Genomic DNA, 23,315 nt, shown 5'->3' on the forward strand with positions numbered 1-23,315 from the left:
CGCGTTCTCGGCCTCGTCCGGGGGTGGGCTCGGCGCGCACGACCCGGAATGGCTTGAGGCGGAGCCCAAGGATCGACTGCTCGCGGGCGATTCCCAACGTCGATCTGCGTTTCTCGGAACCATGTCGAGCAGCAGGCTGCCCCACGCACGCATGACTCCCCCAAGACGATGAGTGCATCCTCGGGTGCGGAGCAGCGGCAGATCTATCGCGGATTGATGCGAGACCGGCGAGTGGCCGGACAGCTTCTCTCGGTCTTGATCTCAACTGTGCCCCTGGGAATGATCCCTATCGCCGTGGTCCTGACCGTGCACGCCTGGACCGGGTCCTTCGTCACCGCGGGCTGGACAAGCGCGGCTCTCACATGCGGAACCGCAGTCGGCCTGATCGGCCAGGGGTACCTCATCGATCGGATCGGAACACGCAAGACCATCACCGCCGCAGCTGCCACGTTCCTCATCGCGATCCTCGCGCTCGTGCTCTGTGGCCGCTCAGCTTCGTCCTGGACGGCGGCGTTGCTCATCGCCGCCTTCGTCGCGGGAGTTTCACTGCCGGAGATCACGACGGCGGTCCGTGTCTGGCTCGCGAGATCCTCGCTCGGTCCAAGAGAACGTGTCGCGAGCTACTCGCTCCTCGGAGCCTGCTTCCAAACGGGCCTGGTGCTCGGGCCACTCCTCGTCAGCTTGGTCGTCGTCATCGCGGGACCCGACATCATCATCCTGATGATCGGTGGCCTCGCCGTGCTCAGCGCCGGGTTCTTCCTGCGCACCGCTCGTCGCGCTGACGCAACTCCCGTGACCGTCCGACCACGTGAACCCGTGAGGTGGCTTCGGGGTCCGATGCTGGCGATTCTCGCCCTCGCTGCAGTTACGGGAACCGTCGGTGGAGTCGCAGTTCTTGTCGTCCCCCGCGTCGCCGAAGCGAACGACGCCATTGACGCCTCTGGCCTTCTGTTCGCCGCTCTCGCACTTGGCGAGGTGCTCGGTGCGATTGCCTACGGCGCCATCCGATGGTCCGTCTCTCCGAGCAAGCAGCTGGTGTCGGCTCTCGCCTTCACGGGTGCTGCGCTCGCGCTGTCTGCAATGACGCTGGAGACCCTGTGGCTGTTCGGGCTGCTCCTCTTCTGCGTGGGTGCGGCAGCCGGCCCCATCGCCGTGCTCCTGGCGTCAGCGACGGAGAACGCCGCCGACACGGGCACCATCGGCAGTGCCTCCGGCTTGCGAATCAGTGTCTCGCTCGTCGCTTCAGCCGCGGGTAGCGCGTTCGCTGGTGGCACCAGCGCGGCGCTCACGACGCCCAGCGTGCTGCTCGCTCTCGCGCTGCTCCTGGCCGTCTCTGCGCCGCTCCCGCTCCTCGCGCGACGGGTCTATGGGTAGATCGAGTTCGTTGTGGGCACCACTCGACGCCCACCACGGAAGACGGACGCCCCTCAGAACAGGTTGACGCCCACATCGAGATCTCCGAGCTGCCTCGGCACCTCCTCTTCCGCTTCCCGCGCGCGTCCGCCGAAAGGAGCAGTCACTTCGTTCTAACCTTGCAGGCACGCATGTCCTCCTCCCTCCTCCGCACGGGCGCCGCTGGTGCGTTCCTCGCAATCGCAGCCACCACCCTCGTCGCCGCCCCTGCTCTGGCCGCAACGGACGCCCCGCACGTTCCAATCGCGCTGGACGTGACCAAGAGCAACATCGCACCCCTGGTCGACGCCGGGTTCGCGTCCCAGGTCGACGGTGCCTGGTACGTCGACGGCGCTGCGGTGGCAGCAGCCGCTGAAGGGCTGCGGACGGTCAACTCGTCCGCGACGGAGTACGACCGCGACCTGTTCGTGCACTGGTCGGACCCGGACGGCAACGGCTGCGACGCGCGCAACGACATGCTGCAGCGGGACCTCACGAACTTCGTACTCCGCGATGGAAGCGCCTGCATCGTGGAACGAGGCACCCTCGATGACCCGTACACGGGCGAGGTGGTCCCCTTCACCCGTGGTGTCGCGACGTCCGGTGCCGTCCAGATCGACCACATCGTCCCACTCGCCGCAGCCTGGACCGGTGGGGCGAACACATGGGACGCGGCCCAGCGTGAGGCCTTCTCAAACGACCCTGTGAACCTGCAGGCTGTTGAGGGTCGCGCGAACTCAGCAAAGGGCATGCGCCTCGCCTCCGAGTGGATGCCGACGAACACGGCCTTCCACTGCACCTACCTGGCCCAGATGACGAACGTCCTCACGAGCTACGACCTCGCGGTCACCCCGATCGATCAGGATGCGATCCTCAACGGCGGCACGATCAACGGTGTCCCCGTCGTGGGTGTGACCTCGTGCTCCCTGCCGACGGGCGCTGAGGTGACCGAACCGAGCATGGCGGCTGAGGAAGCGGACTCGCCCGCCGCCAACGGGACCACTGCCTCTGCGTTGCCCTGGGCGCTGGGGCTCATCGGTGCGACGCTCACCGCTCTCGCGGCCGCCGTCCTCCGGCACCAGCGGAAGGGCTAGCCGACAGTGCGGACGCCCTCCGAGGACAACGACGTCTGAGCGCTCGCGGCTGACTAGCGCGCGTACTTCGGAGGCGTCAATCCGACGCGGTCGGGGTTTCGGAGCACCCAGGCCACGGCGAGCTCGGTGAGCGTGTCGACGGCGTCTTCGTCGTAACCACCGCCGGTCAGGGTCTCGACCGCCTCGTCGACCCTGTCGAGGTCGTCCTCGCTGAGCGTCGCGCCCGTTCGCACGTGCATCCGGTAGGTCTGCAGCATTTGGTCGAAGTCCTTGTCCCAGTTGCCGCCGCCGTTGTCGAGCAGTTCGTGGCCGACGCGCCCGGCGATACGCACAACCTCTCCCTGCACGCTCTCGGCCGGACCCCCTCCCGGCACAAGCATCTTCCAGAGTTCGCTGTACTGCCCCTTCCACGCCTCGACGGTCACCGTGATCGGTGCGCCGGGAGCAAGCACACGCGGCGGCACCGACGGCTCGACGCCAAGCAGCTCGAAGAGCTCGTGGAGCTGCGCCAGGTTCGCCTCGGAGCCCTTGCCACGGGCGACGAGGCCTTGGAGGCGAGACATGGTCTGACGCAGGTACTTCGGAGTGTCGCCGGTGACACTCGCACCTCGGGCGACGAGGATGCGCGCCACCTCGAGCGCCGCGGCTGCCTGATAGTCCTTCATTCGGGTCATCGCGCGGTCGAGGGCATTCCCATCCGGGCGACCGAAGCTCAGCATCGGGTCGGCACCGCGTTCCAACAGCAGCTCGAGCCCATCGACGTTCATGTACTCAGCGGCAGACGCCAACGGCGATGAGTGCCCGGTGATGTTCGGGTCTGCGCCGTGCTCGAGCAGGGTGGAGACGACGTCGAGATTCGTTCTCCACATCGAATGGTGCGTGAGCGCGGTGTTGCCGAAGCGGTCCGTCGCGTTGACCTGGGCCCCACGCTCGATCAGCCAGCGGATGCCGTCGGCGTCGAGCCGCTCGCTCATGAGCGCAGATTCCTTGGTGTAGTCGCGACCGACGGCGGTCACCTCAACGTTCGCGAAGATGCCATCCAGCTCGGCGATCGAGTACAGCTCGCCCGTGCGGAACTCCTTGGGAAGGGTGGTGCGCTTCTTGGCCAAGGTGATCTCCTCCGCGTCGTTGGCCAGGAGCATAACGGGTTGCCTTGGTAGTGCGGCGGGTGCGCGGGTCTGCGCCAGCGGCTCGGCCGACGACGAGCGTCAGGTGAGCGCCTGGAGGATCCTCACGAGCAGAAGGACGAGCGTCACGAGCGTCCCGAGCACGGACACGCTCGCTGCGGCGATACCCAGGCGGCGCCCACGACCGCGCGGCACGATCGCGAACACCGCCATGATCGACGCGGCGAGCTGGAACGGCCAGCCGAGGATGAACACGGGCGGAATGCAGCTGAAGTAGAGGCCGGTCAACGCCAGGAAGAGCGCGGCCAGCGCGAGGCGGGTTCGGTCCGGGCCGGTGTCTCGCCTGGCCGCCGCGGGTTCGCCTCTCGCTGCATCCGAGACCGGGAGGTGACTCGGGTAGGGATTGCCGGGCCTAAGGGCTTGCAGGGTGCGGATTCGATATGCGTCGAGGGTGCCGTCACGTGCCCGCGCAGCATCGCTCATCGCGAGTGCGTCGTTCCCGTGTCCTGCCGCCTCGTGCTGCATGATCGCCCAGGCGAAGAGAGCTCGCTCGAGCGGGGTCGACCGTGTCGCCGTGTCGACGGTCCACGCGAACGTAGTGAGGAGCGCGATGCCGATGAGCGCGATGAGGACCGCGCCGCCCGGCTCATCCGGTTTGACGACAAGGAGGACGTAGCTGGCTGCAACGCTCCCGGCCCCAAGCAGCGCGGTCACGACGATCTGCGTGCCCCAGTACCCGTTGCCCGATCGGGGGCCCGCGACTTTGGTCATGGCGCGATCCTAGGCGGCTGACGCGGAGGGGCAGCTTTGCGGCCGCGCTCACAGGCACCAGGATTCTCGTCGAGCCAAGATGCGTGGATGACCTTCCCGTTGTTCGGCCTCGTGCTCGGCGCCGTGGTGCTCGCGAGCGGTGTCCTGCTCCTCACCCCGCTCGGACGACGGCGTCGAACCGTCGTGACGGTCGCGATCGTCCTGTTGGCCGCGGGAGCCCTCGCCGGCCTGGAGATCACGACGATGCTCCTCGACATCGTCTTCACCTCGGATTGGCTTCCCGATCAGAGTTAGCGCGCGACAGCGGCGAGGCCTAGAACACTGGGCGGTCTGCCGTGGACACGACAACGGCTGCGACCACGGCGAGAGCCGAGGCTGCGCCAGATGCAGCCCAGGTCCAACGCGGCACGGTGCGCCGTGCGACGACCAGGACCTGCGCGAGAAGCGCTAGGGCGGCGAGGGCGGTCAGCACGGTCCCGACGATCGCTGGTTCGAACACCGCGACCTGCTTCGTGGCGACGCCGCTGGCCCCAGGCGCGGAGTACCACGTCATGCCGATCTGGCTCGCGACGATCACCAGCGCAAGCGCAGCGGTCAGCAGCAAGCCGGACGCGAGGATGATGCGCTGGACGCGGGGCATGGCCTCAGTATGCAGATCTCTGTGGTCAGCGTGCAACGGCGCGCAGTCATCGACGTGAGCGCGTTCGCTCAAGCACCGTTGTCTGCACGAGCATCTCCTTCACCGTCCGCGCTAGCTCTGCCTCGGACCGCGAGGAACCAGACGATTCCGATGAGGATGCCTGCCAGAACCCCGATGCCCAGTCCGATGGCCCAGCTGTCCAGGATCAGTGCGAGGGTGACGCCGATGAGGAGGCCGAGGGACATGCCGACGCTCATCTGCGTTGATCCGTTCGCGCCACTCGTGGCGCCTCCGCGTTCTGCGTTGTCCATGTCGTATCCCTTCGTCACTCCTCAAGCTATGCGCTCCTCGCCGGCGTGCCTTCGCCTGTGAGGGGGAGATTACTCAGCCCTCGGCCGGAGACTCGGCTCGCCCACGAGACGGAGGTCAGACGCCCGCATCTGGCCGCGGTGCGGTCGCCTCGGCTATCGTCATGGCGTGACCGACAGACCTCTTCTCACCGTCGACAGCTGGACCGATACCCGGGACACCCTCCACCGTTGGCTGCAGATCGTCGGAAAGATCCGAATGGTGAGCACGCCACATGTCAACCACTGGTGGAACGTGACCCTGCACGTCACACCGCGTGGGCTGGGCACGGGCTCGCAGGTGCACGGCGACGCGATCTTCGACATCGAGTTCGACTTCGCCACGCACCTGCTCGTCATCCGTCACAGCGACGGCGGCGAGCGCACGTTGCCGCTCGTGCCGATGTCGGTCGCCGAGTTCTCGGCTGGGCTCTTCGAGCTGCTCGCCGAGCTCGACCTGCACCCGCGCATCCATGGGGCCCCGAACGAGGTCGAGCTCGCGATTCCGTTCGCCGAGGATACGAAGCACTGCAGCTACGACCCGGACGCGGCGCACGCGTTCTGGCAGCAGCTCGTCGACGCCGACCGCGCGCTCTCGCGGTTCAGGGCCGAGTTCACCGGGAAGGTGAGCCCCGTGCACTTCTTCTGGGGTGCCATGGACCTGGCCGTCACGCGCTTCTCCGGACGCGAAGCGCCCGAGCATCCGGGTGGCGCTCCGAACTGCCCCCACGAGGTCATGATCGAGGGGTACTCGCACGAGATCTCGAGCGCCGGTTTCTGGCCCGGTGGCGGGCGCGAGGGCGCCTACTACTCGTACGCGTACCCCTCACCAGCAGGCTTCGCCGAGGCGCAGGTTCCGAACGGCGCGTACTGGGACGATGCGCTCGGCGAGTTCCTCCTGCCCTACGAAGCGGTGCGAGCGTCCGCTGAACCGGATGCGCTTGTCCATGGCTTCCTGACCGCCACGTACAACGCTGCGGCCACGCTCGCCGACTGGCAGAGCGTCAACCGGAACGCGTAGCATCGGGCGCCAGAGCGCCGTAGCACTGGCCAGCTGAGGAGCTCAGCGGCGAGATTCCTGCCCGCGCCGCTGGTTCCAGTAGCGATAGACGAGCTCGGGATACTCGGCCATGACGTCGACGTCGGCGACCAGCTGTTCGAGCCGGGCCTCGTAGCCGTCAGGGGTAAGGCCGAGCCCTCGGATCTTCTCCAGCTTCGAGACGTTGCGCTCAGGATTCGCGGTCTCGAAGTCGAGGAGCGCCCTTGCTCGTGTGGTGATCATCTCCGCAGGATAGGTGACGACATAATCAAGGCTCCAGCTCTTGATTTCCGCCCCCGTTTCGTGCATGCCGGAGACTGGCGAGCAGCCCTAACCGGCTACGGGACGGACGCCGACGAACTGCATCCGGTCTTCGCCGTAGAAGCAGGACTGCAACGCGAAATCGCCCTGCAACCCGATGAGCGCCTCGGTCGTCTCCCAGTGCTTTGCCGTGTGCCGAACGTCGACGACCTCGAACGTGCCCGGTTGCCCTTCGACCTCGAACTGCGTGCCGACCTCCCAGTTCAAGACGACGTCGCCCCCGCAATTGTTGTGCGCCGCGTAGACGGCTGGTACTCCGACGGTGTTCCGGTACGAGGTCATCTCGATGAAGGAGCCGTCGCATACGTCGAGTTCGGCTTGTCCGCCCTCGACGCCGAGTCGCACCGCAGGGAGCTGTACCTCAGCCGCGACGTCGTTCACCGCCGCTTTGACTTGACCATATCCGCGCTCGACCGTGGTCGGCGCGAAGAGCGACGCCGCGAGCACCGCCGCTCCAGCGAAGATGAGGGCCGTGCCGAGCACGCCGAGCACGGTATTGCCGAGTGAACGTCGCCGGCGTCGCTGCGACGCCGCTCGTGCGTGGGCAGGCGGCGCGGGCCGGGTGCTCGTCATAGACAGCGGTCTCCTCAAGGTCGGGCGATGCCGATTCTCCACCAGCACCTTATGGTCTCCGTGTGAACGGATGCGCGACCAGCCCCGGGAGGGGCCCGTCACGCACTCATCTTCGTCTCGGCTGGTATGCGTACGGTCGTTGTCATGTCAGATCAGCACGCGAACCCAGAGTCCGAGAACGACGCCGCCCTCGACGAGACCAACGAGCGGCTCGAAGCCGAGTCGATCCAGGGCCTCGGCACCGGCGAACCGAACCAGGAACGACCCGACCAGCCGCCGACGCAGGTCCGCGACGACGCAGCGCAGCACCGCGACGACACGATTCCGCCCGCCGGCGTCAACGGCTGAACGGTCTCACGCAAGGCCGGGTCCGCGATGGCGGGCCCGGCCTTCGTCGTCCTCAGCCCAGGTGTCGCCGGCCCGCTTCACGCTCGGAGCTCACTCCCCCGCAGGCTCCACTTCGGCGGGTGACTTGTCGGGTCGCCATCCTCGCCAGCTCGGTTGCCGGAGCCTTCCGCCAGCGGTCCACTCCGCGAACTCGACCTCGCCGACGAACACCGGAGCTACCCAGACGGCGCCCTTCGCGTCGGACGCCGGTATGTTCTCGAACGGCGAGGTCCCCGTCGTCTCCAGCTCGAGCTTGCCGAGCGCGCGCTCCAGGTCTCGATCGCTGAAGCCGGTGCCGACCCGGCCGACGTAGCGAAGCCCGTCGACCCCTGGCACGCCAACGAGCAGCGAGCCGATCGCACCCGACCGGCGTCCGCGCCCCGGCCTCCACCCGCCGACGATCACTTCCTGGGACCTGTGGTGCTTGACCTTGACCCAGCTCTCCGAGCGCCGTCCCGGTCGGTAGACGCTCTCGAGACGCTTCGCCATGATGCCCTCGAGCCCGAGCTCTGCGCTGCTGGACAGGGCGAGTCGGGCGTCGCCGGGGATCGCGGGTGGTACCCGCAGGCCGTGCGCTTCCCGCACGATCTCATCGAGCAAGGCACGGCGCTCGACGTATGGCCGACGAAGCAGGCTCTGACCCTCGACCTCGAGCAGATCGAAGGCGAAGTACTCGACGGGCACATCCTTCACACCCTGTGCCACGTCCCTCGGCGATCGCAGGCCCATCCTCGCCTGCAGCCGACCGAAGTCCGGCCGTGCCCTGCGATCGAGCGCCACGACCTCGCCATCCACGACCACCGACCGGCCCGCCGTGCTCGCCTGCAGCGCATCGACGACCTCCGGGTAGACCGTGGTCACGTCGTTGCCGTTCCTCGTGCGCAGACGGATGTCGTCCGGCTGCACGGTGGCGACGATACGGAGGCCGTCCCATTTCATCTCGAAGGCCCACTCCTCTTCGTCCTCGAAGACGCCCTTCTCTCGAGGCGTTGCGAGCATGGGCGCTATCGAGCTCCCGGCACCACCTTCTTGCCCGGGGCCGTGGAGCTTCGGCTTCGGGGTCTTCGTCGAACGACTTCCTCGCTCCATCCGATGCAGCAGCCAGGTGTCCTTCTCGTCGCTGCTCCCCCGCGTGTGGATGAGGGCCACCCGTGTCGGCTGGCCGAGTCCGCCCGCGGCCGCGCCGTGGAGCGTGACGATGACCTCCTCGCCGTCCCGCCACTTCTCGAGCTCGTAGGTACCGGAGTCCCAGAGATGCACCTCGCCTGCGCCGTACTCGCCGCTCGGGATCATCCCCTCGAACGTCGCGTATTCGAGCGGGTGGTCCTCGGTCTGGACCGCGAGGTGGTTCCGCGTGGTCTCTGGGGGTATGCCCTTCGGGACTGCCCAGGACACCAGCACGCCGTCGCGCTCGAGGCGGACGTCGTAGTGGAGCCGCCGCGCGTGGTGCTCCTGGATGACGAAGCTCCGCCCGTCCGAGGAGGGTGGGGCCGCCTCGGGCACGGGCTCGGTCGTCTTCGCGGCATCGCGCATCGATCGGTAGCGCAGCAGCCTGTCCTCCTGGCCTGCCTCGGCAACGGGTGCGAGGGGATCCGTGCGCGTGCGCATCCGCTCCAGTACCTCCGCGAACTCGAGTTGCCGAAGCCTGCTGGAGGCGAGCTCTCGCCACGTGCGCGGAGCGGCGACGGTCGGGCGCGCGCGCCCGCGAAGCGAGTAGGGAGCGATCGTGGTCTTCGCTGCACTGTTCTGGCTCCAGTCCACGAGCACCTTGCCTGCCCTCAGAGCCGTTCTCATCTCGCTCACGACAAGCTCGGGGTGGTCGGCCTCCAGGGCTCTCGCGAGCTCGTGCGCGACCTGCGACACCTGCTCGGAGGTGTGGGTTCCGTCGAGGGCCGTGTAGAGGTGGATGCCCTTGCTGCCGCTTGTCACCGGGACCGGGTCGAGCCCCATGTCCCTCAGGATGCGGCGCGCGAGCCGCGCAACCTCGGCGCACTCCAGGAGCCCAGCGCCCTCCCCCGGATCCAGGTCGAGCACCAACCGATCCGGATTCAGAGCTGCGCCGTGAGCCGAGAAGCGCCACTGCGGCACGTGGAGCTCGAGCGCCGCGACCTGGGCGAGCCACGTCAGCGTCGCGACATCGCGGACGATCGGATACTCGTTCCTGTGGTCCCGGTGATCGATCCCCTCCCGCGGCACCCAGGCCGGCGCGCTCGCCTCGAGATCCTTCTGGAAGAAGAACTTCCCGGGATGCTCTGCCGTGCCGACGCCGTCCACCCACCGCTTCCGGGTCACCGGCCGCTGCCGGATGTGCGGAAGCATGAAGGGAGCGATCTCCGCGTAGTACGAGAGCACCTCCGCTTTTGTCGTGCCCGACTCGGGGTACAGCACCTTGTCGAGGTTCGTCAGGGTCACCCGGTGCCCCTCGACCACCACCGTCTGCTGGGACGTCGCCATCGGCCCAGGATGCACCCGACTCCTGAATCGCGGAACGGTGAATACACAGCCTCGACCCGGTTTCCGACGTGACTCGTCGGCTGTACTGGGCGCATGAGATCCATCTGGAAAGGCTCGATCGCCTTCGGCCTCGTCAACGTGCCCGTGAAGCTGTACAGCGCCACCGAGGACCACGACGTCCACCTGCACCAGGTCCATGACAAGGACGGCGGGCGCATCCGCTACCAGCGACGTTGCGAGGTCTGCGGGAAGGTCGTGGACTTCGAGCACATCGACAAGGCCTACGCCGAGGAGGACAGGACCGTCGTGCTCACGGAGGAGGACCTGAGCTCACTGCCGGAAGAGCGCAGTCGTGAGATCGACGTCGTCGAGTTCGTGCCGAGCGAGCAACTCGACCCGATCATGTTTGACCGCAGCTACTTCCTCGAACCCGATTCGAAATCCGCGAAGGCGTATGTGCTGCTGCGCAAGACACTGGAGAAGACCGAGAGGACCGCCATCGTGCACTTCTCGCTGCGGCAGAAGTCGAGGCTGGGCGCGCTTCGGACCCGAGGCGATGTGCTCATGCTGCAGTCCCTGCTCTGGGACGACGAGGTGCGCGAGGCGAAGTTCCCGGCCCTCGACGAACGTGTGAGGATCTCGGCGAAGGAGCTGAAGATGTCGGCGTCGCTGGTCGACTCGTTCGCGGCCGACTTCGCGCCGGACCGCTTCACCGACGACTACCAGGAGCAGCTGCAGCAGCTCATCGACGCGAAGCTCGCGGAGGGGGACGCCCTCGACACGGCGGCGACCTTCGGCGAGTCCGAGGACTCGGAACCAGGCGGCGAGGTGATCGACCTCATGGAGGCGCTTCGCAGGAGCATCGACAAGGGCAAGACGACACCTGCAAAGAAGGGCACCGCGAGGAAGACGAGGTCAACGACGGGAGCTTCCGGCAAGAGCGGCAAGAAGAAGGCGGGCGCGAAGAAGAATTCTGCCAGCAAGACTGCGCCGAAGAAGGCCGCTCCCACGAAGCAGAGAAAGACCAAGGCCGAGGCGAAGGCCGACGACCCCTCAGCCAAGCGCTCGAAGGCCGGCTCGAACTCGAAGACCGGCTCAGCGAGGCGCTCGAAGGCCGGGTAGACGGACTGCCCCGTTCACCGGGTGTTCACGTGCGCGAAGTCGCTGGGCGAGACCGCGGCGATACGGTGACCGCAACCCGTCAGAGACGCACGTCCAGGAGGAACCCGTGACTCGAACTTGGCAGAAGCTCCTTGCGGTGGGAACCGCGACGACCGTTGCCGGAGGCGGCCTGCTCGTCGCCGCTGCGCCCCCGACCTTCGCGGCTCCCAGCGGCACCGAGCTCGTCATCAACGAGGCATACGGCGGCGGGGGCAACATGGGGTCGAGCTTCTCGAACGACTTCGTCGAGCTCTACAACCCGAGCGCTTCGACGGTGAGCGTCGACGGCTGGTCGGTGCAGTACTTCTCTGCGGGCGGCAACCTCGGCGGAGTCGCCGAGCTCTCGGGCGACGTGGCACCTGGGAGTCACTACCTCGTCGCGCTCGCGGCCGGAAGCGCCAGCACCGGCGAGCTGCCGACCCCGGATTCGAGCGGCGACATCGCGATGGGGGCGCGTGGTGGCATCGTGGCTCTCGCGAACACGACCGACGCGATAACCCTTCCCTCGGCCGACGGCACAGGCGCGGCTGCAGTCGTGGATCTTGTCGGCTACGGGAGCGCGAGCATCTTCGAGGGCGCAGCTTCCGCGCCGGAACTCGACAATGCTCTGAGCACGCAGCGCGCGACGACGGGGGTCGACACCGACCAGAACTCCGCCGATTTCATCGCCGCGGCGCCGACACCCGAGAGTTCTGCCAACGGATCGACCACCACCCCCGAGCCCACGGCGAGCTCGACTCCGACTCTGCCGCCCGGCGCGCACCTCTCTTCGATCGCTGAGATACAGGGCACGGGATCGGCGTCGCCGCTGGTCGACCAGACGGTGACGACCGAGGGCATCGTCACCGCGGTCTACGCGGAAGGCGGACTCGGCGGCTTCAACATCCAGACCCGAGGCGCGACCGACCCGACCACGCACACTGCATCGACCGGCATCTTCGTCTACGGCCCGGCCGCCGCCGCCACCGTCAGCACCGGCGATCGAGTCGCAGTCACCGGACGGTTGGCTGAGCGGTTCGGGTCGACGCAGATCAGCGCGAGCGCTGTCGAGCCTCTCGAGCGCGGGCCCGAGGACGTCGTGGAGCCCCTCTCGATCGAGTGGCCGGAGACGGACGTGGAGCGGGAGCGCTTCGAGGGAATGCTCCTCGCCCCGGCTGGCGCCTACCGGGTGGCGGACAACTACGCCCTCAACCAGTACGGCGAGATCGGGCTCTCCGTCGGCGAGCGTCTGCTCGTGACGCCGACGGAGGCTGGGGCACCGGGTAGCCCAGAGGCGGACGCTCAGGCGGAGTACAACGCCGCCAACAGCGTCATCCTCGATGACGGCGCGTCCACTGACTTCCTCCGTCGCGAAGAAGGCGGCCTCATCAACGCCGACATCCCGCTCCCCTACCTGAGCATCGATTCGCCCGTCACGATCGGCGCGACGGCGAACTTCACACAGCCAGTCGTCGTGCACTACTCCTTCGACAGCTACCGCTTCCAGCCCACATCGACGCTCACGGGCAGCGACGGCGCACCGGCCACCTTCTCCGACGCCCGCGAGACCACTCCCGAACCGGTCGGCGGCAGCATCCAGCTGGGGACGTTCAACGTGCTCAACTACTTCACGAGCCTTGGCGTCGACTTCTGCGACCCGAGTGAGAGCTACACCGATCGGGACGGCAAGCCGGTGAGTGCCAACGGATGCCTCCCGCGGGGCGCTTGGGACGAGGCGAACCTCGCGAGGCAGGAAGCGAAGATCGTAGCCGCAATCAATCAGCTCGACGCCGACATCGTCGCGCTCGAGGAGATCGAGGACTCGTCGGACTTCGGCAAGGACCGCGACGCAGCGCTCATCGATCTTGTCACGGCGCTCAACACGGCGGCAGGCTCGGAGCGATGGGCCCACGTCCCATCCCCCGCCGAGGTGCCGTCCACGGGCGACGACGTCATCCGCACGGCGTTCATCTACCAGCCAGCCTCCGTCGAGGTGAGCCACCCCTCGAGCATCCTCGACGACCCGGCCTTCGCGAACGGTCGCGCGCCGCTCGCCCAGGCGTTCTCTGACCCAGCGACGGACACGGAGTTCGTCATCGTCGCGAACCACTTCAAGTCGAAGGGCGGCTCAGGCGACGGCGACAATGCCAACGACGACGACGTCGGACCCGCAGCAGCCGTCGGTGGCTGGAACGGCGACCGAACACGGCAGGCACAGGCCCTCGTCCGCTTCACGGATGCGCAGCGCGCGGAACACGGCACCGATCTGGTCTTCCTGACCGGTGACTTCAACAGCTACTCCTACGAGGCCCCCATGCGCGTGCTCGCGGATGCGGGCTTCACGAATCTGGGGGATGCGCGCAACCGCGCCGCGGGAGCACCCGGCTCACCGGGCACCGAGTACTCGTACAGCTTCGGCGGCGCTGTCGGGTCGCTCGACCACATCCTGGCGAGCAACGCAGCGGAGGACGCGGTCACGGGCGCCGATGTCTGGACGATCAACGCCTACGAGCAGGTCGGCACGGAGTACAGCAGAAACAACTACAACCGCACACAGCTCTACTCGGGCGATGTCTACCGCTCCTCCGATCACAACCCGTTCCTCATCGGACTGGACTTCGCCGAAGAGTCGTCGCCGCAGCCGACGGCGACGGCGGATCCGCCGAGCACGCCGGCCCCCTCCGAGCCGCAGTCGACCCCGACGCCGACGCCGACTCCGACGCCGACGCCGAGCGATGCTGGTGGACCCGGTGCGTTGGAAACGCCCGGCGCAGGTCCCGCGACCCCAGGCGCACACGGGGACCGTTCGGACGATGGCCCAGGCGCGGACGGCCAGCAGCTCGCGAGCACCGGGACCGATCTCGGCGCACTCCTGGCTGTCGGCGGTGGGGCGAGCCTGCTCGCGGGTGTGCTTGCGCTGCTCCTGAGGCGGCGCAAGGCACGCGCCTGATCTGACGGACAGGCGCCGAGACGTTCGTCCACGGAGAAAGAGCCGGCCGCACTGCATGACTGCAGTGCGGCCGGCTCGTCGGCATCCGGGCAAGCCCCCGAACGTCAGGTGCTCGGTGTGCTTCCCGATTCGGAAGTGGCCGTCGGCTCCCCCGTCGGCTGCGGCTCGATCGGCCCCTCTGTCGGATCCGGAGCGGGAGGCTCCGTCGGCGCCGGAGTCTCTTCGGGCTCCGCTGGTGGCGTGCTGGCACCAGGACCGTCCGGGACGGGCTGGGCCGTCAACGCCGGTGGTACAGGATCGGACGGTGCTGGGGCCTGGGTGGGCTCGTCTCCTCCAGAATCGTCCAGCGGAGGCTCTGGTGCGTTGGTGTCCTCCCCCTGCTGGGAGTCGACAGCGGCGCTGTGTGAGCTCTGAGCCGCGGTGCCTTGGCGCACGACCGCTGAGATGCCGCTCGTGCGGGCATGGTCGTCGGCGGCGTCACCCAGTTCGATGAGCGCTGCGTCGTAGGCCGTGAGGATGTCCGACGAAGCGAGCGTGACCTGCAGGCGATGCTCACGACCCAGCGCGAGCGTGCTCGTGGCCATTCCGCCCACCGCGTTCTGGAGCGCCGTGTACGCCGTCTGCAGCGAATCCGCCTCCGAAGCGGTCGCACTCAGCGCGTCCTTGACCTGCTTGAGGGCGTCCTCCAGAGCAGTCTTCTGCGCAGAACCCACACGCTCGGCGGGCAGGCTGGCGAGCGGCTGCGCGAGCATGTGCAGGTTGACGACGTCACTCGAGTTCGCGGTCGATGCGGCCACGCTCGTCGTATCAGGCACAGCGACGGTGTCGATGGGCTCGGCGACGTTGGCGCCCTGACCGCTCGAGACCGTCAGCGCAGCGACCACGGCCCCCACGGCGATGACGCTCATGGTCGCCGCGGCGAGCTCACCAGGGCGCTTCTTCACGAACGCCAGTACGGCGTTCGAGGTCTCCCCGTTCGACATACGGCTCCTCCGAACACGATCTGCTCTCGCGCTCAGAACGCGGACAGCTCCATCCAGAGTATGGGGATCCGCGCAAAAGACGAAGTCAGACCTGCCCGCGAGTTCAGGAAACTCAGAGCCAGACGAAGTGGACGAAGATCGAGATCGCGAGAATCGTGGTGGCGACGAGCGCGCACATGAGCTCGATGACCATGCCGAGGCCCAGCGCCTTCACTGCGGTCCAACTCGAGTCGAGAGCCGCGCGGAACTCCCGAACCCTCCAGTACTCCGACGCCACGAGACCGACGGCGAACCCGATCGGAAGCCCGAACGCCGGCAGCACGAACAGCCCGACGATGCCGACGCCGAGCCCGATGAGCACGGAACGATTCGGGACCTGCTTCTTGCGCAGGCCGCGCCCTGTGAGCACCCAGCCGATGATCATGCCCGTGATGAGCAGTGCGGCGCCGACCCCGAACGCAGCCCAGACAGGCCAGGAGCCGGCGAAGATCGCCCAGACGAGGAAGCCGATGACGATCGTGATGCTGCCTGGCAGCACGGGAACGATGATGCCGACGATGCCGATGATGGCGAGGATCACGGCGACGATTGCTGCGATCACAGGTGCACTCATGCCCTCAACCGTACCGGGTTGCCGAGTCCCATCCCTTGGGGGTGCGCTCGGGGTGAGGAACGAGAACGGGGGCCGTGCATCCACAGTTGTGGATGCACGGCCCCCGAAGGCCGTCCGCGTGATCAGCGGGACAGCGCGTAACCGGTCTCGCCGTGCACGACCACGTCGACGCCGGCCACTTCATCCTCGTGGCGCACCCGGAAGCCGATGGTCTTCTGGATGACCCAGGCCACGAGGAAGCTCACTCCGAACGAGTAGAGGAGAACACCGAGGGAAGCGATGAGCTGGACGATGAGCTGCTCGAATCCGCCACCGGTGAAGAGGCCCGTGTTGAAGGCGAACAGGCCGGGCCAGATGGAGCCGACGAGGCCGCCGACGAGGTGCAGACCCACGACGTCGAGCGAGTCGTCGAAGCCGAGCTTGAACTTCAGCTCGATCGCGAAGGCGCAGAGGACACCGGAGACGAGGCCGAGGAGCAGCGCCCAGCCGGGAGTCAGCACGGCGCAGGCCGGTGTGATCGCGACGAGGCCGGCGATCGCACCCGACGCGGCGCCGATCGAGGTCGCCTTGCCGTTGCGCAGCTTCTCTACGATGATCCAGCCGAGGATACCAGCGGCGGGAGCCGCGATGGTGTTGATGAAGAGCAGTCCGGGTCCCGGGAACTCGGTGCCCTCGAGGTCGCCCCAGGCAGCTCCGACGTTGAAGCCGAACCAGCCGAACCAGAGGATCGCGGTTCCGAGGAGCACAAGAGGAACGTTGTGCGGCTGCGTGATGCCCTTGCCGAAGCCCACGCGCTTGCCGAGGACAAGCGCAAGGGCGAGCGCGGCCGCTCCAGCGTTGATGTGCACCGCCGTGCCACCTGCGTAGTCGATGACCTCGACGCCTTCGAAGCCGAGCTGCGCGCCGAGCTGCATGATCCAGCCACCGCCCCAGACCCAGGCAGCGACGGGGAAGTACACGAAGGTCGAGAAGATGCCGGCGAAGAGCATCCAGGCACCGAACTTCGCTCGGTCCGCGATCGCTCCCGAGATGAGGGCCGTGGTGATGATGGCGAAGGTGCCGCCGTACGCCGCACCGGCGGTCGCGTTGCTGTCCTGGATCAGGTTGGTCAGCGCGAAGTCGGAGAAGGGGTCACCCGCGAACTGGAAGAAGGAATCTCCCGAGACGGCGGACATGTTGTAGCCGTACAGGATCCAGAGCACTGCGACGAGGCCGAGGGCCCCGAACGAGAGCATCATCATGCTCACGACGCTCTTTTCCTTCACCATGCCGCCGTAGAAGAGGGCGAGTCCTGGTGTCATGAAGAGCACAAGCGCTGCGCTGATCATCAGCCAGGCGGTTCCACCGGTATCCATTGCATCCTCGCTTTCGCCACCCGTGCTGCGACCTGGAGGCCGCGTCGTCGTGACACGGAGTGGGGAGATGCAATGAGTCTGCGCAAGGCGCGTGTCAGCGATGGGGCGGGGCCGTTTCCATCATGTTTCGGAGCGGCCCCGCGTGTTACGAGTCTGTGTCGCGAGCGTCATCGTGCCATCGGAGGCGCGGCACGGCACGCGCGCCGTCACACGGAGGCGGTCTGCTCCTGTGCGGTCGAGGCGATGAGCCTGGAGACGCAGCGCAGGTACTTCTTGCGGTAGCCGCCGTCGATCATTCCGCCGCCGAAGATCTGGTCGAGGGCGAGGCCAGATGCCGCGACGGGGATCTGCGCGTCGTAGACGCGGTCGATGAAGGCGACGAAGCGGAGGGCCTCGGCCTGGTCGGTCAGCTCGTGCACGTCGCGGAGAACGAGGAGGTCGACGTCCTCGACGAGCCGGACGTACTTGGACGGATGCACGGTGGCGAGGTGCTGCACGAGATCATCGAAGCCGTCGTACGCGACGGACTTGCCGTCTGCGACCGCGTCGTCCACCAGCGAGTCGAGGCGCTCCGGCGGCGTGACGGTGGCATGGCCGGACATGTCGCGGCGACGGTAATCGGTGCCGTCGATGCGGAGGGTGTCGAAGACGTCGGCGAGCTTCGTGATCTCGCGGAGGAAGTCCGAGGCCGCGAAGCGCCCCTCGCCCAGTGCGTTCGGCGGGGTGTTGCTCGTCGCGGCGATGCTCGTGCCCGAGTCGACGAGCTCACCGAGGAGTCTGGACATGACCATCGTGTCGCCCGGGTCGTCGAGCTCGAACTCGTCGATGGCGATGAGGCTGGTGCCTCGCAGAGAGCGGACTGCCTCGGCATAGCCGAGAGCGCCCACGAGCGCGGTGTACTCGATGAAGGTGCCGAAGTACTTGCGTCCCGGATGCGCGTGCCAGATCGAGGCGAGCAGGTGCGTCTTGCCGACGCCGAAGCCGCCGTCGAGATAGATGCCGGGCTTGACGGGTGGTGCCTTCTTGAGGAAGCCGAAGAGGCCCTTGCTCCCGGACGCGGGAGCTGCCTTGACTCCTGCGAACCGCTCCCCCGCCTCGACAGCCGCGGCCTGGGATGGATACTCGGGATCGGGCCGGTAGGTGGCGAACTTGGCGGCGTCGAACTGCCTGGGAGGCACGAGGTCCTTCACCATCTCTGCCGCCGTGACGGTCGGTGAGAGTTCGGTCAGGTGCAGCAAGCGGCCTACGCCCACGGAGTCCTCGTACTTTCCAGTGAGTAATGCCCGGTGCGGGCTCCTGCAAATCCTACCGCCAGCCGCTCAGCTGCGCGTCGCCAGAGTGCCTGCCCGGTACCGTGGTGGCATGCACGACGTCACGCTTCCGGAATCCCTCGATCTGCTCCGCGAGGAGCTGCTCGAGGTATCGCCCCGCGATCGCCTCGAGCTCCTCGCCGAGATCGGTGCAGAGCTCCCCGGTGTCGACCCCGGCGACACCGAGTCGTTCGAGCGCGTCATCGAGTGCCAGTCACCCGTCTTCTTCGACGTCACGTTGACCCCGGAGCGGCGTGTGCACCTGAGGATCTCCGTGCCACCCGGCGCGCCGATGACACGCGGTTTCGCGTCCGCGCTCGTCCAGGGCGTGGATGGGCAGGAACCGGAGGCTCTCCTGCGACTCCCCGAGGATCTCCCGAGCGCTCTCGGGCTCACGGATCTGGTCTCGCCGCTGCGACGAAGCGGCATGGTTGCCCTTCAGGCGCGGGCGAAGCGCCAGTTGCTCGAACGCCTCTCGGCGGCCGGACCCTCCTAGGACGTGTTGCTAAAGTTGCGACGCACACGGGTATTAAAATCGAAGGTTGGTGTGGGATGACTGCTGTGGATCGTCGTCGATCGTTGCTGCTGGTCGGAGCAATTCTCACGGTGTGCTTGTCGTTCGGGTTCTCCTTCACTGACGGCGGCGCAGTGTGGTTCTGGACCGAGGTGCCTTGGTTCGGTGGAGTGTTTGTCCTTTTGGGGGCAGTGCTCACAGGGGTGTATCTGGTTCTTCGTCGCCGCTCTAAGCGTCGGCTCTCATAGTTCGGCGCTGCTGATCCAGTGCAGGGTTGCGGCGAGGCAGAGCCCGGCATGGTAGTTGCTGGCGAGTTTGTCTGATCGCATCGCGATCCCGCGCCACTGCTTGAGCTTGCCGAAGCAACGCTCTACGACGTTCCGACCGCGATAACGCGCCTTCTGCGCGTCACCGAAGTCGATCGGCCGACCACGTCGTTTGCGACGGTGCGCGATCTGATCGTCACGCTCCGGGATGGTCGCCGCGATGCCGTGTTCGCGCAACCAGGCCCGGTTCGATCTGGATGGGTAGCCCTTGTCAGCCATCACCCGGTCTGGCCGGGTCCGCGGGCGCCCGGCGGCGCCACGGACGCGAATCTCAGCGAGAGTGGCCTGCATCCAGCTGGTGTCAGCTGACTGCCCCGGGGTGAGCAGGAACGCCAAAACGCGTCCCCTCCCATCGCAGACCAGGTGATTTTTGGTCGTCAACCCGCCACGTGAGCGGCCGATCGCGTGATCAGGTGGCTCCGACCCGAACTTCTTGTAATTCTGCTGAGCCCCCCGTGACCCGAGGCAAGGTGGCTCCGTGCTGGTGCACTCGGACGATGGTGGAGTCGATCGAGGTGACCCAGTCGATGTCACCGGACTGCTGCGCGAGAGACTGCACCCTCTCTAGGACGCGCGCCCAAACACCGGCGTCGGACCACCTGTTGAAGTTCTTGTAGATCGTGTTCCAGTTCCCGAACCGCTCCGGGAGGTCCCTCCACGGAGCCCCCGTCCGGAACCTCCACGCCGTCGCCTCGACTACTATCCGCCGATCCACAGGCGGCCGACCCGTGCTCTTCACCTGAGGGAACAGCGGGCCGATCACGGCCCAGGCCTCATCAGAAATCACATCACGCGACACGAGTCAAGACTCAACTACCGGCACCCGAACCGGGTTTAGCAACACGCCCTAGAAGGTCGCCAGCCACTCGTCCAGCGACTGCTCCCATCTCCCGCTGTCGACGTTCCAGAGCCGCGTATGCAGCGCCCGTTCGAACTCTCGATAGGTGACGAGGTCTGGGCGCCGCCTGGCGAGCTCGCGGCTCGCCTCGACCGGCACCACCGTGTCACCGCTCGAGTGGAAGAGCAGGACCGGCACCGTCAGCTCGGCGAGCCGATCGAGGATCTCCAGCTTCGAGAGCGGGATCGGCGCCTCCAGGCCGAGGAGCGGCCGGGCAAGCGGACTGCCGATGAGCCAGATGCCAAGGGCGGTCACGAAACGAGGGAGCCGCATGGCCGACCCCTGATATCGAAGGATCGATCGCCAGCTCAACGCCGGAGACTCGAGGAAGATGCCCGCGATGAGCTCACGATGTCGCGCGTTGAGGGCCGCCTGCATCACCGTACCCCCGCCCATCGACCACCCGACGAGGATGATGCGCCGTGCACCCCTGGACACGGCCCAGTCCATCGCCGACTCGACGTCGCGCCACTCCGTGGCTCCCAGGCCGAACTTGCCGTCTGGCGAGGGTGGCGCCAGTGCGTCGTTGCGGTAGCTCACGACCAGCGAGTTCCAGCCTCGACCGCGGAAGAGCGGAACAGCGCGGAGGGGCTCCGTCATGACCGCGCCTCGACCGTGGACGTGGATCGCCCACGAGTCGCTCGCCTGGGCCGCTGGGATGAGCCAGGCTGGCATCGCACCGAGCGGTGTCTGCACATCGACCCAGCGCCAGGGCAGGTTGAGGTCTCGAACCCAGAGCTGCGGCGCAGATGCCAGGCGCACGGACCGCACTCGCTCGAGCTGCGCACCCTGCTCGCCCCAGAAGCGCCTCGTCACGGTGCGCTCCGACTCGTCGACCACTGCACCCACGTTGGCGCGACCCGTCTCGGCCGCGAAGACGAGGCTGTAGTGCCCGGGAGCGGCCGTCTCCGGCGTGCGCGCGAGCGTGACGGTCCCTGCCTGCTTGTCGACGCCGAGCAGACGGACCGGATCCTTGCGCCGGCGCGGCGGGGTGACGACTGCGCGCGCGACCATGGTCGAGGCGGTCGCGACGACGGCCCCGAGTCCCACGACGAGAGCGCCGAGCGAGGCTGCGACGAATTTCGTCGCCGAGGACGACGACTCGGCTGAGGCACGTTTTGCGGCACACATCACGTCGATGATGACGCAACCCGGCCGGGAACACGCCGGACGGGCGACGTTCCGACACGGCGCGCCTGATCTGCGGAGCCCAGGGCCAGGCCTAGTCTCGTCGCGTGGTTGTCCCGTTGCATCGATCCGCCCCGGAGTTCGAGGCCGCCGTAGAGGCGGTCCGTGCGGCCGAGTTCCGCTCTGCCCTCACGGTGAGCGAGATCCGGCCCCCGGCGAACCTGGCCCCCGAGTCGCTCGCTCTCTCCGGAGACGTGCGACCTACTGCTCATGCGAGCGATTCCGAACTCGGAACCGGCAGGTTCATCCTGCTGCACGACGAGAGCGAGCCAGAAGCCTGGCGTGGCGCCTTTCGCGTCGTGTGCTTCGCACAGGCTCCCCTCGAACCCGAGATCGGCGTCGACCCCTTCCTCGCACCCGTTGCCTGGTCGTGGCTCATGGATGCCCTCGAGTCCAGAGGCGCGGCCTTCGAGCACCCGTCCGGCACGGCGACGACCATCAACGGTCGGGGCTTCGGCGAGCTCGAAGAGCAGGGCGAGGGCGCCCAGATCGAACTCCGAGCATCCTGGACCCCACGGGAGACGGACCTCGCGGCTCACGCCGAGGCCTGGGGTGAGCTGCTCTGTCTCCTGGCGGGCATGCCCCCGGAGACCGAGGCCGACGACGGGGTACAGGTTCTCCGGCACTTGAGGAAGGCGAAAGATGGGGCTTGATGCCGACCGTCTGAAAGCTGGCGGACTGGAGGTGATCGAGACCGAAGCGCAGCTGCAGGCGGCACTCGATCGTCTCGCCGCCGGCACGGGACCTGTAGCCGTGGATGCGGAGCGCGCATCCGGATACCGATACTCGGAGCGCGCCTACCTGGTGCAGCTCTACCGGCGAGGGAGCGGCACGCTCCTCATCGATCCGATCGCGACGGGATCACTCGCGCGGCTGCAGGAGATAATCGGAGACGAGGAGTGGATCTTCCACGCCGCGACACAGGATCTTCCGTGCCTTCGCGAGCTCGACCTCGACCCGAACCTCATCTTCGACACCGAGCTGGCGGCGAGGCTCCTCGGATACGAGAGAGTCGGTCTCGGCGCCGTCATCGAGCGCCTGCTCGGCATCTCGCTCGAGAAGGCGCACTCAGCGGCCGATTGGTCGACTCGCCCATTGCCGGAGACCTGGCTCGCGTACGCGGCGCTCGACGTGGAGCTGCTCATCGACGTCAGGGACCAGCTCCACCAGGAGCTCATCGACGCCGAGAAGCTCGATGCCGCCCGCGAGGAGTTCGCGGACATCCTGACTCGCGAGCTCGGGGTCAAGAAGCCCGACCCGTGGCGACGCATCGGCGGCATCAGCCGGCTCCGCAGCCCGCGGGCCCTCGCCGTGGCGAGGGAGCTCTGGCTCTCCCGCGACGAGGCGGCACGCAGTACCGACACCGCGCCTGGTCGACTCTTCCCCGACCGAGCACTCGCAGCGGTCGCGACGGCCATGCCCCGCACTCGAGGCGAGCTGGCTCGCCTGAAGGAATTCACCGGACGCGCATCCCGGACCCAGCTCGACCGCTGGTGGGGTGCCGTCGAGCGCGGTCTCACGACCGAGGAGCTGCCTCCGCAGGCCCCGCGGGACCCGGACCGGATGCCGCACCATCGGCAGTGGGAGCAGCGGTCCCCCGAGGCGGACCGCCGGCTCAAGCTCGCACGCGAGTTCCTCGTCGCCCACGCCGAGACCCTCCACATGCCCGTCGAGAACCTGCTGACTCCTGAGCTGCTGCGGCGAGCGGCCTGGGTTCCACGTCAGCCTGTCTCCGCCGACGCCGTCGCGGAGCACCTGCGCGAGCTCGGCGCACGGGCCTGGCAGACCAGCGAGGTTGCACAGGGAATCGCCTCGGCTTTTGTAGAAGCTGACCAATTGACTTCCGTCCCGAACGACGAGGATTCGTAGCTTCACACGACGCATCGGCTTCCG

At 67.5% G+C, this 23,315-nt stretch carries 22 protein-coding genes and 1 pseudogene; 10 read left to right on the forward strand and 13 right to left on the reverse strand.

Translation table 11 applies throughout. The features are described 5' to 3' along the window. Positions 1-216 precede the first annotated feature (216 nt). Positions 217-1,374: an MFS transporter gene (locus C5E10_RS08760; RefSeq protein ID WP_258071059.1), complete on the forward strand. Its 1,158-nt coding sequence runs from the start codon at positions 217-219 to the stop codon at positions 1,372-1,374. 170 nt (positions 1,375-1,544) lie between these two features. Next, the gene (locus C5E10_RS08765; protein WP_104331287.1) at positions 1,545-2,486 is read left to right on the forward strand and encodes an HNH endonuclease family protein; all 942 of its coding nucleotides are present in this window, start codon (positions 1,545-1,547) and stop codon (positions 2,484-2,486) included. 53 nt (positions 2,487-2,539) lie between these two features. Here C5E10_RS08765 and C5E10_RS08770 read toward each other — a convergent pair whose 3' ends face one another. Further along, positions 2,540-3,628, reverse strand: a complete 1,089-nt coding sequence (locus tag C5E10_RS08770) for an ankyrin repeat domain-containing protein (protein WP_104331288.1) — start codon at positions 3,626-3,628, stop codon at positions 2,540-2,542. Positions 3,629-3,694: 66 nt separating this feature from the next. Beyond that, a complete protein-coding gene (locus C5E10_RS08775; RefSeq protein WP_104331289.1) occupies positions 3,695-4,384 on the reverse strand; it encodes a hypothetical protein in 690 nt (229 codons plus the stop codon). Between the two features lie 87 nt (positions 4,385-4,471). Here C5E10_RS08775 and C5E10_RS08780 point away from each other — a divergent pair, with 87 nt between their 5' ends. Further along, positions 4,472-4,678 carry a hypothetical protein gene (locus C5E10_RS08780; RefSeq protein WP_104241325.1) on the forward strand — a complete coding sequence of 69 codons (207 nt, stop codon included), beginning with the start codon at positions 4,472-4,474 and terminating at the stop codon, positions 4,676-4,678. 19 nt (positions 4,679-4,697) lie between these two features. Here the strand turns inward: C5E10_RS08780 and C5E10_RS08785 are convergent, their stop codons facing one another. Then, entirely contained in the window at positions 4,698-5,024 is a 327-nt protein-coding gene (locus C5E10_RS08785; protein ID WP_104331290.1) for a hypothetical protein, read from the reverse strand. 68 nt (positions 5,025-5,092) lie between these two features. Further along, positions 5,093-5,335 carry a hypothetical protein gene (locus tag C5E10_RS08790; RefSeq protein WP_146080210.1) on the reverse strand — a complete coding sequence of 81 codons (243 nt, stop codon included), beginning with the start codon at positions 5,333-5,335 and terminating at the stop codon, positions 5,093-5,095. A 166-nt stretch (positions 5,336-5,501) separates the two neighbouring features. Between C5E10_RS08790 and C5E10_RS08795 the strand changes: the two genes are divergently transcribed. Next, complete coding sequence (locus tag C5E10_RS08795) at positions 5,502-6,392, forward strand: DUF5996 family protein (protein WP_104331292.1); 891 nt, start codon at positions 5,502-5,504, stop codon at positions 6,390-6,392. A 42-nt stretch (positions 6,393-6,434) separates the two neighbouring features. On the opposite strand, the gene C5E10_RS08800 is transcribed toward C5E10_RS08795, so the two are convergent. Together C5E10_RS08800 and C5E10_RS08805 are read right to left on the reverse strand one after the other, a co-directional pair. Further along, on the reverse strand, positions 6,435-6,653 hold the full coding sequence (locus tag C5E10_RS08800) for a DUF3263 domain-containing protein (protein WP_181062700.1): 219 nt from the start codon (positions 6,651-6,653) through the stop codon (positions 6,435-6,437). An 87-nt stretch (positions 6,654-6,740) separates the two neighbouring features. Beyond that, positions 6,741-7,304 carry a hypothetical protein gene (locus C5E10_RS08805; RefSeq protein WP_104331294.1) on the reverse strand — a complete coding sequence of 188 codons (564 nt, stop codon included), beginning with the start codon at positions 7,302-7,304 and terminating at the stop codon, positions 6,741-6,743. Positions 7,305-7,448: 144 nt separating this feature from the next. Here C5E10_RS08805 and C5E10_RS08810 point away from each other — a divergent pair, with 144 nt between their 5' ends. Beyond that, complete coding sequence (locus C5E10_RS08810; RefSeq protein WP_146080211.1) at positions 7,449-7,652, forward strand: hypothetical protein; 204 nt, start codon at positions 7,449-7,451, stop codon at positions 7,650-7,652. Positions 7,653-7,742: 90 nt separating this feature from the next. On the opposite strand, the gene C5E10_RS08815 is transcribed toward C5E10_RS08810, so the two are convergent. Further along, positions 7,743-10,145: an ATP-dependent DNA ligase gene (locus tag C5E10_RS08815; protein WP_104331296.1), complete on the reverse strand. Its 2,403-nt coding sequence runs from the start codon at positions 10,143-10,145 to the stop codon at positions 7,743-7,745. A gap of 93 nt (positions 10,146-10,238) precedes the next feature. Between C5E10_RS08815 and C5E10_RS08820 the strand changes: the two genes are divergently transcribed. Together C5E10_RS08820 and C5E10_RS08825 are read left to right on the forward strand one after the other, a co-directional pair. Next, positions 10,239-11,267: a Ku protein gene (locus C5E10_RS08820; RefSeq protein WP_104331297.1), complete on the forward strand. Its 1,029-nt coding sequence runs from the start codon at positions 10,239-10,241 to the stop codon at positions 11,265-11,267. A 106-nt stretch (positions 11,268-11,373) separates the two neighbouring features. Continuing rightward, on the forward strand, positions 11,374-14,235 hold the full coding sequence (locus C5E10_RS08825) for an ExeM/NucH family extracellular endonuclease (RefSeq protein ID WP_104331298.1): 2,862 nt from the start codon (positions 11,374-11,376) through the stop codon (positions 14,233-14,235). Between the two features lie 104 nt (positions 14,236-14,339). Here the strand turns inward: C5E10_RS08825 and C5E10_RS08830 are convergent, their stop codons facing one another. From C5E10_RS08830 to zapE, 4 genes are all read right to left on the reverse strand, one after another. Continuing rightward, a complete protein-coding gene (locus tag C5E10_RS08830; RefSeq protein ID WP_104331299.1) occupies positions 14,340-15,218 on the reverse strand; it encodes a hypothetical protein in 879 nt (292 codons plus the stop codon). Positions 15,219-15,330: 112 nt separating this feature from the next. Continuing rightward, positions 15,331-15,831 (reverse strand): DUF456 domain-containing protein, encoded by a 501-nt coding sequence (locus C5E10_RS08835; protein ID WP_104331300.1) that lies wholly within the window; start codon positions 15,829-15,831, stop codon positions 15,331-15,333. Positions 15,832-15,953: 122 nt separating this feature from the next. Further along, positions 15,954-17,186: an ammonium transporter gene (locus tag C5E10_RS08840; protein ID WP_104331301.1), complete on the reverse strand. Its 1,233-nt coding sequence runs from the start codon at positions 17,184-17,186 to the stop codon at positions 15,954-15,956. A 206-nt stretch (positions 17,187-17,392) separates the two neighbouring features. Then, the gene (zapE, locus tag C5E10_RS08845) at positions 17,393-18,379 is read right to left on the reverse strand and encodes a cell division protein ZapE (protein ID WP_104331395.1); all 987 of its coding nucleotides are present in this window, start codon (positions 18,377-18,379) and stop codon (positions 17,393-17,395) included. Between the two features lie 169 nt (positions 18,380-18,548). On the opposite strand from zapE, the gene C5E10_RS08850 reads away from it, so the two are divergent. Next, positions 18,549-18,992 carry a SufE family protein gene (locus C5E10_RS08850; RefSeq protein ID WP_104331302.1) on the forward strand — a complete coding sequence of 148 codons (444 nt, stop codon included), beginning with the start codon at positions 18,549-18,551 and terminating at the stop codon, positions 18,990-18,992. 260 nt (positions 18,993-19,252) lie between these two features. Here C5E10_RS08850 and C5E10_RS08855 read toward each other — a convergent pair. Next, positions 19,253-20,135 (reverse strand): annotated as a pseudogene (locus tag C5E10_RS08855) (IS5 family transposase). Between the two features lie 48 nt (positions 20,136-20,183). Next, the gene (locus tag C5E10_RS08860) at positions 20,184-21,365 is read right to left on the reverse strand and encodes an alpha/beta hydrolase (RefSeq protein ID WP_104331303.1); all 1,182 of its coding nucleotides are present in this window, start codon (positions 21,363-21,365) and stop codon (positions 20,184-20,186) included. Between the two features lie 104 nt (positions 21,366-21,469). Here C5E10_RS08860 and C5E10_RS08865 point away from each other — a divergent pair, with 104 nt between their 5' ends. Both C5E10_RS08865 and C5E10_RS08870 read left to right on the forward strand, forming a co-directional pair. Beyond that, complete coding sequence (locus C5E10_RS08865; RefSeq protein WP_104331304.1) at positions 21,470-22,075, forward strand: DUF3000 domain-containing protein; 606 nt, start codon at positions 21,470-21,472, stop codon at positions 22,073-22,075. Further along, complete coding sequence (locus C5E10_RS08870) at positions 22,065-23,291, forward strand: HRDC domain-containing protein (RefSeq protein WP_104331305.1); 1,227 nt, start codon at positions 22,065-22,067, stop codon at positions 23,289-23,291. Before C5E10_RS08865 ends, C5E10_RS08870 begins: the two co-directional genes overlap by 11 nt. The last annotated feature ends 24 nt before the right edge of the window (positions 23,292-23,315 follow it).

Origin of the sequence: Pseudoclavibacter sp. RFBG4 (genome assembly GCF_002931515.1) — a bacterium.
Lineage (GTDB): Bacteria > Actinomycetota > Actinomycetes > Actinomycetales > Microbacteriaceae > Pseudoclavibacter.

Bases quoted from the DNA above. Each gene is read 5' to 3' on its own strand.
- C5E10_RS08760 (WP_258071059.1), top strand. From the start codon at position 217: ATGCGAGACCGGCGAGTGGCCGGACAGCTTCTCTCGGTCTTGATCTCA.
- C5E10_RS08765 (WP_104331287.1), top strand. From the start codon at position 1,545: ATGTCCTCCTCCCTCCTCCGCACGGGCGCCGCTGGTGCGTTCCTCGCA.
- C5E10_RS08770 (WP_104331288.1), bottom strand. From the start codon at position 3,628: ATGCTCCTGGCCAACGACGCGGAGGAGATCACCTTGGCCAAGAAGCGC.
- C5E10_RS08775 (WP_104331289.1), bottom strand. From the start codon at position 4,384: ATGACCAAAGTCGCGGGCCCCCGATCGGGCAACGGGTACTGGGGCACG.
- C5E10_RS08780 (WP_104241325.1), top strand. From the start codon at position 4,472: ATGACCTTCCCGTTGTTCGGCCTCGTGCTCGGCGCCGTGGTGCTCGCG.
- C5E10_RS08785 (WP_104331290.1), bottom strand. From the start codon at position 5,024: ATGCCCCGCGTCCAGCGCATCATCCTCGCGTCCGGCTTGCTGCTGACC.
- C5E10_RS08790 (WP_146080210.1), bottom strand. From the start codon at position 5,335: ATGGACAACGCAGAACGCGGAGGCGCCACGAGTGGCGCGAACGGATCA.
- C5E10_RS08800 (WP_181062700.1), bottom strand. From the start codon at position 6,653: ATGATCACCACACGAGCAAGGGCGCTCCTCGACTTCGAGACCGCGAAT.
- C5E10_RS08805 (WP_104331294.1), bottom strand. From the start codon at position 7,304: ATGACGAGCACCCGGCCCGCGCCGCCTGCCCACGCACGAGCGGCGTCG.
- C5E10_RS08810 (WP_146080211.1), top strand. From the start codon at position 7,449: ATGTCAGATCAGCACGCGAACCCAGAGTCCGAGAACGACGCCGCCCTC.
- C5E10_RS08815 (WP_104331296.1), bottom strand. From the start codon at position 10,145: ATGGCGACGTCCCAGCAGACGGTGGTGGTCGAGGGGCACCGGGTGACC.
- C5E10_RS08820 (WP_104331297.1), top strand. From the start codon at position 10,239: ATGAGATCCATCTGGAAAGGCTCGATCGCCTTCGGCCTCGTCAACGTG.
- C5E10_RS08830 (WP_104331299.1), bottom strand. From the start codon at position 15,218: ATGTCGAACGGGGAGACCTCGAACGCCGTACTGGCGTTCGTGAAGAAG.
- C5E10_RS08835 (WP_104331300.1), bottom strand. From the start codon at position 15,831: ATGAGTGCACCTGTGATCGCAGCAATCGTCGCCGTGATCCTCGCCATC.
- C5E10_RS08840 (WP_104331301.1), bottom strand. From the start codon at position 17,186: ATGGATACCGGTGGAACCGCCTGGCTGATGATCAGCGCAGCGCTTGTG.
- zapE (WP_104331395.1), bottom strand. From the start codon at position 18,379: ATGGTGAAGGACCTCGTGCCTCCCAGGCAGTTCGACGCCGCCAAGTTC.
- C5E10_RS08850 (WP_104331302.1), top strand. From the start codon at position 18,549: ATGCACGACGTCACGCTTCCGGAATCCCTCGATCTGCTCCGCGAGGAG.
- C5E10_RS08860 (WP_104331303.1), bottom strand. From the start codon at position 21,365: ATGTGTGCCGCAAAACGTGCCTCAGCCGAGTCGTCGTCCTCGGCGACG.
- C5E10_RS08870 (WP_104331305.1), top strand. From the start codon at position 22,065: ATGGGGCTTGATGCCGACCGTCTGAAAGCTGGCGGACTGGAGGTGATC.